Annotated in this window: 7 protein-coding genes and 1 pseudogene; 6 read left to right on the top strand and 2 right to left on the bottom strand. The window is 72.7% G+C overall.

Translation table 11 applies throughout. The features are described 5' to 3' along the window. Window positions 1–228 (bottom strand): annotated as a pseudogene (locus H5J30_RS16205) (AraC family transcriptional regulator); the annotation flags it as partial. 308 nt (window positions 229–536) lie between these two features. Between H5J30_RS16205 and H5J30_RS16200 the strand changes: the two are divergent. The 4 genes from H5J30_RS16200 to H5J30_RS16185 all read left to right on the top strand — a co-directional run bounded on the left by H5J30_RS16200 (window position 537) and on the right by H5J30_RS16185 (window position 2,836). Continuing rightward, the gene (locus tag H5J30_RS16200; RefSeq protein WP_181788136.1) at window positions 537–1,196 is read left to right on the top strand and encodes an IclR family transcriptional regulator; all 660 of its coding nucleotides are present in this window, start codon (window positions 537–539) and stop codon (window positions 1,194–1,196) included. A 107-nt stretch (window positions 1,197–1,303) separates the two neighbouring features. Next, window positions 1,304–2,056 carry a S16 family serine protease gene (locus H5J30_RS16195; RefSeq protein ID WP_181788137.1) on the top strand — a complete coding sequence of 251 codons (753 nt, stop codon included), beginning with the start codon at window positions 1,304–1,306 and terminating at the stop codon, window positions 2,054–2,056. A gap of 18 nt (window positions 2,057–2,074) precedes the next feature. After that, window positions 2,075–2,251, top strand: coding sequence for a hypothetical protein (locus tag H5J30_RS16190; protein ID WP_181788138.1), 177 nt, complete (start codon window positions 2,075–2,077; stop codon window positions 2,249–2,251). 72 nt (window positions 2,252–2,323) lie between these two features. After that, window positions 2,324–2,836, top strand: a complete 513-nt coding sequence (locus H5J30_RS16185; RefSeq protein WP_181788135.1) for an FBP domain-containing protein — start codon at window positions 2,324–2,326, stop codon at window positions 2,834–2,836. Here the strand turns inward: H5J30_RS16185 and H5J30_RS16180 are convergent. Next, window positions 2,814–3,359: an Lrp/AsnC family transcriptional regulator gene (locus H5J30_RS16180; RefSeq protein WP_181788134.1), complete on the bottom strand. Its 546-nt coding sequence runs from the start codon at window positions 3,357–3,359 to the stop codon at window positions 2,814–2,816. The genes H5J30_RS16185 and H5J30_RS16180 overlap by 23 nt on opposite strands. A gap of 125 nt (window positions 3,360–3,484) precedes the next feature. On the opposite strand from H5J30_RS16180, the gene hppD reads away from it, so the two are divergent. Together hppD and H5J30_RS16170 are read left to right on the top strand one after the other, a co-directional pair. Then, window positions 3,485–4,630: a 4-hydroxyphenylpyruvate dioxygenase gene (gene hppD, locus H5J30_RS16175; protein ID WP_181788133.1), complete on the top strand. Its 1,146-nt coding sequence runs from the start codon at window positions 3,485–3,487 to the stop codon at window positions 4,628–4,630. A 116-nt stretch (window positions 4,631–4,746) separates the two neighbouring features. Continuing rightward, window positions 4,747–5,422, top strand: a 676-nt coding sequence (locus H5J30_RS16170) for an acyltransferase family protein (RefSeq protein ID WP_181788132.1), incomplete at its 3' end; no start/stop codon positions are given.

Genomic DNA, 5,422 nt, shown 5'->3' with positions numbered 1-5,422 from the left:
CAGCGCCTCGGGGCCGTGCTCCACGAGCACCGGGAAGTCCGCGTCGGTACGCACCGGGCCCGGCCGCAGCGCGCAGGTGACGACCTCGTACAGCCGCCGCCCCCCGGCCTGCGCGGAGCCGAACATCTGGTGGACGAGGCCGAGTTCGAACGGCATCACGCCGTCCCTGACGAGGACGGCGACGCGGTGCGGTCCGGTGGCGGGGGGATTCACTTCGGAGCCGGTCATGGCACGATTCTTTCATGTGCGGTTAATCCGGCCATTCGAGGGCATTGCGCCGCGCGCAACGATCACGGAAAGCGACCGCCCGCGAAGATCCTGACCGGATTCTGGACGGGGTCTTCCGCTGAGCGGTGCCGCTCGCTAGGTTTCCGCACACCCCGCCGAGCAGGCGGAGGCGGGGCTCCGAGATCCGCGGCAGAGCCGCCGCGGACACAAGCCGGTGCCACCTGCGGCTCCGGCGGCTCCAGGCGCGGGCGCTGCAAGGGACGGGTGCGCCGGCGCGGGAAGGGCCGCACATCACTTGAGGAGGCGGCGTGCCCGCAGAGACCTCCCAGACCCTCGACCGTGGACTCCGCGTGCTGAAGCTGCTCGCCGACACCGACCACGGCCTGACCGTCACCGAGCTGTCGCACAAGCTCGGTGTCAACCGCACCGTCGTCTACCGCCTGCTCGCCACCCTGGAACAGCACGCCCTCGTCCGCCGCGACCTCGGCGGCCGCGCGCGGGTCGGGCTCGGGGTGCTGCGGCTGGGCCGGCAGGTGCACCCCCTGGTGCGGGAGGCGGCGCTGCCGGCGCTGCGCTCGCTCGCCGAGGACGTCGGCGCGACGGCGCACCTGACGCTGGTCGACGGCAGCGAGGCGCTGGCCGTCGCGGTCGTCGAACCGAGCTGGACGGACTACCACGTCGCCTACCGCGCCGGCTTCCGGCACGCCCTGGACCAGGGCGCGGCGGGCCGGGCGATACTCAAGGGCCGCGGCCTCGGCCCGAGCGCGTGCGAGACGGACGCGGAGCTGGCGCTGGCCCTGACCCACGGCGAGCTGGAGGCGGGCGCGAGCGGGGCGGCGGCGCCGCTGCTGGGGGTGTCGGGGATAGAGGGCAGCGTGGGCGTGGTGATGCTGCACGAGATCGTGCCGGGCGAGGTGGGCCCCCGGGTGGTCTCGGCGGCCCGCGAGGTCTCGCAGGCGCTGCGCTAGCCGCCCGCGCGGCGGGTGTCCGGCCCCGACCGTACGGTCCGGGCCGTACCTCCCGTGCGGCCCGCCCGGCGGGGGCACCGTAGATTGGGGGCGTGCCACCTCGTCGTGTGACCCTCGCGCTCTGCGCCGCGCCCGTGGCCGGGCTGCTCGCCGCCGCGGCGTTCGCCCCGCTGCCGTTCTCGCTCGCCAAGCCCGGGATGACCGCCGACGTGCTCGGCGACCACCAGGGCAGTCCCGTCATCACCGTCTCCGGGGCCGAACAGCACGCCACCGACGGTGAGTTGCGGATGACGACGATCGCCGCGACCGGACCGGAGGTCGACCTGCGCCTGGCGGACATCGCCTCCGGCTGGTTCGCCACCGACGAGGCCGTGATGCCCAAGGACGCGGTGTACCCCGTGGGCGACTCCCGCAAGGAGATCCGCGAGTACAACGCGGAGCAGATGCGCGAGTCGCAGAACACGGCCGTCACCGCCGCTTTGAACCACCTCGGCCGCAAGCCGGGCAGCGTGGACGTGGAGCTGCGCCTCACCGACGTCGGCGGCCCCAGCGCCGGGCTGTTCTTCGCCCTGGGCATCGTCGACAAGCTCGGCCCCGACGACCTGACCGGCGGCAAGGTCATCGCCGGTACGGGCACGATCGCGCGGGATGGCACCGTCGGGCCGGTCGGCGGCGTAGCGCTCAAGACGCTGGGCGCGAAGCGCGACGGGGCGACGGTGTTCCTGGTGCCGAAGGCGGAGTGCTCCGACGCGGAGTCGGAGCTGCCGGAGGGGCTGCGGCTGGTGCCGGTCGAGAAGCTGTCGGACGCGGTGGCGTCGCTGAAGGCACTGAAGTCGGGCGGCGACGTACCGGGCTGCTGACGGAAGGGGCGCGGCCGGGTGCGCGTACGGGCCCCGTACCGCCCGGAGTTCGCCGGGCGCGGCTTCCGCTCGGAAGCCGGCTCCTACGGCCGCGACACCCGCGGCCTGATCCGCCAGCACCAGTTCTCGAAGGTGGAGTTGGTGCGCATCTGCGCACCGGAGCGGGCGCGGGCCGGCACGCCCTCCGGGAGCTGAGCACCGGCGCGCCACGGCCGTCGGCCGGAATTCGCGTGCGCCGCGTACGCGATCTCCGTAACGTCGTTTGGCGTGGAACCGCTCAGCGAGAAACAGATCCGCGCGTCCTTCGTGAACAGCACCAAGGGCGATGCCGCCCGGCTCAAGCTGCCGCTCGACTTCGCCGCGCTGCCCTGGGCGGACCTCGACTTCCTCGGCTGGGTCGACCCCGGTGCGCCGCTGCGCGCCCACCTCGTCGTGCCCCGCCCCGGCGGGCCGCTCGGGATCACGCTGCGCGTCCCGGCTGCGGGCCGTGCCGGCGCCGTGCGCTCCCGCATGTGCCAGCTCTGCCTGACCGCGCACTCCGCCTCCGGCGTGCGGCTGCTCGCCGCCCCGCTGGCGGGCGCGCGGGGGCGGCGGGGGAACACGGTCGGCGTGTACGTCTGCGCCGACCTGGCCTGCTCGCTCTACCTGCGCGGCAAGCGGCAGCCGAAGCTGCGCACCGTGCCGCAGGAGGAGTCGCTGACCGAGGCCGAGCGCGTCGCGCGCATGTGGGGCAACCTGGAGGACTTCGTGGCGAAGGTCACCGCGCCGGCCGGTCCGTAGGCCCCTCGCCGCGGGACCCGGACGAGGAGGGCGGACCGGACGCGGGAGCCGGGCCGGGCGGGCCGCCCGCGGCCTGCCGGACGAGCGGCACGATCCGCAGCGGCACCGGGTTCTCCATCACGATCGCCGTCGACGCCCGCACGATGCCGTCGAACCCCACGACGAGGTCGATCACCCGCTGCAGGTCGGCGTTCGACCGCGCCACCAGCCGGCACAGCATGTCGCCGTGCCCCGTGATCGTGTGCAGCTCCAGCACCTCCGGCACGCGCGCCAGGTGGCTGCGTACGTCGTTGCCCTGGCCCTGCTTGATCTCCAGGGTGGCGAACGCGGTCACCGGGTAGCCCAGGGCCGCCGGGTCGACGTCCGGGCCGAAGCCGCGGATGACGCCGCCGGAGCGCAGCCGGTCGAGCCGGGCCTGCGTGGTGCCGCGGGCGACGCCGAGGCGGCGGCTGGCCTCCAGCACGCCTATGCGCGGCTCGTTCGCGAGCAGTTCCAGCAGCCGGCCGTCGAGCTGATCGATCATCTCGCACGCTCCTGGTTGGTCAGCTTGTACAGAAAGCCCGGCTCTCCCGGCGTACCACCGGTCAATGTGTCCAGCAACTACGGCAACTATTGCACACCTTGCCAACCGGAGAGACCCTTTTGAGCATGACCGAGACCATTGATCAGCCCGCTCCGCAGATCCGGCAGGACGACCCCTTCCCGGTGCAGGGGATGGACGCCGTGGTGTTCGCGGTCGGCAACGCCAAGCAGGCCGCCCACTACTACTCCACCGCGTTCGGCATGAAGCTGGTCGCGTACTCCGGACCGGAGAACGGCAGCCGCGAGACGGCGAGTTACGTCCTGGAGAACGGCTCCGCCCGTTTCGTCTTCACCTCCGTCGTCAAGGCCACCGGCGAGCGCGGCCGGTTCCTCGACGCGCACGTCGCCGAGCACGGCGACGGCGTGATCGACCTCGCCCTCCAGGTCCCCGACGCCCGCGCCGCGTACGCGCACGCCGTCGCGCAGGGCGCCACGGGCCTCCAGGAGCCGTACGAGCTGAAGGACGAGCACGGCACCGTGGTGCTCGCCGCCATCGCGACGTACGGCCAGACCCGCCACACCCTCGTCGAGCGCACCGGCTACGACGGCCCGTACCTGCCGGGCTTCGCCGCCGCCGAGCCCCTGGTCGCGCCGCCGGCGCGGCGGACGTTCCAGGCCGTCGACCACTGCGTGGGCAACGTCGAACTCGGCCGGATGGACGAGTGGGTGGCCTTCTACAACAAGGTCATGGGCTTCACCAACATGAAGGAGTTCGTGGGCGACGACATCGCCACCGAGTACTCCGCGCTCATGTCGAAGGTCGTCGCGGACGGCACCCTGAAGGTCAAGTTCCCGATCAACGAGCCGGCGCCGGGCAAGAAGAAGTCGCAGATCGACGAGTACCTGGAGTTCTACAACTCCCCCGGCGTGCAGCACATCGCGCTGGCCACCAACGACATCGTCGGCACGGTACGGACCATGCGCGCGGCCGGCGTCGCGTTCCTCGGCGTGCCGGACACGTACTACGACACCCTCGGCGAGTGGGTCGGCGACACCCGCGTACCGATCGACGAGCTGCGGGAGTTGAAGATCCTCGCCGACCGCGACGAGGACGGCTACCTGCTGCAGATCTTCACCAAGCCGGTGCAGGACCGGCCCACGGTCTTCTTCGAGATCATCGAGCGGCACGGCTCGATGGGCTTCGGAAAGGGCAACTTCAAGGCGCTGTTCGAGGCCATCGAGCGCGAACAGGACAAACGTGGCAATCTGTGACCTGCGTGCGATTCCCGCCTGATCCCTACCCGCTCACTGCCTGATCCCTGCCTGATCCCCGCCGGTTTCCCCACCCCGGCTTGGCCGTTCCGCGATGGGGATGATACGCAATTGTGATGCGTATCGAGCGGGAGCAGCAGAAGCCTGCACGGCAGGAGGGCGCTCGCCAGGACGAGCGAGACGAGCGGCGCCGCCCGGCGTTCCGCCCCGACGTGGAGGGGCTCCGGGCGGTGGCGCTCGGTCTCGTCCTGCTCTACCACGCGGGCGTCCCCTGGCTCCCCGGCGGATACGTCGGCGTGGACGTCTTCTTCGTCGTCTCCGGGTTCCTCATCACCGGCCTCCTGCTGCGCGAGGCGGAGCGGCACGGCAAGGTCTCGCTGCTGCGCTTCTACGGCCGCCGGGCGCGCCGGCTGCTGCCCGCGGCGGCCGTCGTGGTGCTCGCCGTGTGCCTGGCGGCATGGCAGTGGATGCCCCCGCTGGAGCGCCGCAACGTCGCGGCCGACGCGGCGGGCGCGGCGCTGTACCTGACGAACTGGCAGCAGGCCGGCCGGGCGGTCGACTACTCGGCGGCGGACGCCGAGGCCAGCCCGCTGCAGCACTACTGGTCGCTGGCCGTGGAGGAGCAGTTCTACCTGGCGTGGCCGCTGCTGGTGCTGGCCGTGCTGTGGACGTTCCGGGCGGTACGCCGCGGGGGCCGTCCGGCCCGCTTCGGGCTGCGGGCGCGCCTGGCGGTGGCGCTGGGGGCGCTGGCCGCGGTGTCGTTCGTGCACGCCGTGCGGCTGAGCGCCGAGG

Origin of the sequence: Streptomyces phytophilus (genome assembly GCF_013870535.1) — a bacterium.
Classification (GTDB): domain Bacteria; phylum Actinomycetota; class Actinomycetes; order Streptomycetales; family Streptomycetaceae; genus Streptomyces; species Streptomyces phytophilus.
Note: the sequence above shows the minus strand (reverse complement) of the source record. Positions and strands in the feature narration are given on the sequence as shown.